The 1,745-nt window shown below is 65.2% G+C and carries 2 protein-coding genes; both read left to right on the forward strand.

Annotated features, from left to right (window positions below):
• Positions 1–702, forward strand: a 702-nt coding sequence (locus KH616_RS24790; protein WP_292254834.1) for a TauD/TfdA family dioxygenase, incomplete at its 5' end; no start/stop codon positions are given.
• A gap of 44 nt (positions 703–746) precedes the next feature.
• Positions 747–1,745, forward strand: a 999-nt coding sequence (locus tag KH616_RS24795; protein WP_292254836.1) for an ABC transporter substrate-binding protein, incomplete at its 3' end; no start/stop codon positions are given.

Genomic DNA, 1,745 nt, shown 5'->3' on the forward strand with positions numbered 1-1,745 from the left:
ACGCCCTCACAGCAGATCGCGTTCAGCCGCCGCTTCGGTCCGCTGCAGATCCATGTGCTGCATCAGTTCGCCCTGCCTGCGCATCCCGAAGTGCTGATCGTGTCGAATATCGTCGAGAGCGGCAAGCCGATCGGCCTCGGCGATGCCGGCCATTTCTGGCATTCCGACCTGTCGTACAAGGAGAAGCCGAGTCTCGGCTCGCTGCTGCACGCGCAGGTGTTGCCGTCCGAAGGCGGCGACACGCTGTTCGCGAACATGCATCTCGCGTGGGATACGCTGCCCGCGCATCTGCGCCGTGCGGTCGAAGGCTTGCGCGCGGAGCACACCTATCTCGCGCGCTACGCGGAACTGCAGTCGCGCAACCCGTGGCGGCCGAACCTGTCGGCCGAGCAGATCGCGCAGGTGAAGCCGGTCGTGCATCCGGTCGTGCGCACGCACCCGGAAACGGGCCGCAAGGCGCTGTTCGTCAGCGAGCATTTCACGACGCGCATCGTCGATATCCCGGAGAACGAAAGCCGTGCACTGCTCGACGAACTGTTCGCCCACAGCGTGCGCGCCGAACACCTGTACCGGCATCAGTGGCGCGACCACGATCTCGTGTTCTGGGACAACCGCTCGCTGATGCATCTCGCGGCCGGCACGCCCGACCATCTGCATCGCAAGCTGTATCGCACGACGATCGAAGGCGACGCGCCGTTTTGACCGGCGCCTCACCGCTTGCCCCCAATTTTTCGACAGGAGTTCCGATGCTGCTACCGATTCGCACGGCGCTGGGCCGTACGACGCAGTCCGCACGCCGTGCGGTCGTCATCACACTGGCCACGGCGCTTGCCGTTGCAGGCGTCGGTGCCGCACAGCCGGCGCGCGCCGAAGGGCAGATCCGCATCGCCGAGCAGTTCGGCGTCGTCTACCTGATGCTGAACGTCGCGCGTGACCAGCAACTGATCGAGAAGGCGGGGCGCAACGCGGGGCTCGATATCAAGGTGGACTGGGTGCGCCTGTCGGGCGGCGCGGCCGTGAACGACGCACTGCTGTCCGGTGCGGTCGATATCGCAGGGGCGGGTGTCGGGCCGCTGCTGACCGTGTGGGATCGAACGCACGGCCGGCAGAACGTGAAGGGCGTGGCGTCGCTCGGCAACCTGCCGTACTACCTCGTGAGCGACAATCCAAACGTGAAGACGATTGCCGATTTCTCCGCGAAGGATCGCATCGCAGTGCCGGCGGTTGGCGTGTCCGTCCAGTCGCGCGTGCTGCAATATGCGGCGGCGAAGCAGTGGGGCGACAAGCAGTACGCAAAGCTCGACGGGCTCACGCAGGCGATTCCGCATCCCGACGCGACGGCAGCGATTCTCGCGAACAGCAGCGTGATCACTGCGCACTTCGGCAATCCGCCGTTCCAGGATCAGGAGTTGGCCGGCAATCCGAACGCGCATATCGTGCTGAATTCGTATGACGTGCTCGGCGGCCCGAGTTCGGCGACGGTGCTGTATGCGACCGAGAAATTCCGCAACGAGAATCCCAGGACCTATCGCGCGTTCGTGACCGCGCTCGCGGAAGCCGCGCGCGTCATCGCGGCCGATCCCGAGCGCGCAGCCGACACCTATATTCGCGTCAACGGCTCGAAGATCGACCGCGCGCTGCTGCTGAAGATCCTGCGCAACCCGCAGGTGCAGTTCAAGACTGCGCCGCAGAACACGTTCGGGCTTGCGCAATTCATGTATCGCGTCGGTGCGATCCGAAACGAG

The organism is Burkholderia sp., assembly GCF_018375725.1.
In the GTDB taxonomy this organism is placed as follows: domain Bacteria; phylum Pseudomonadota; class Gammaproteobacteria; order Burkholderiales; family Burkholderiaceae; genus Burkholderia.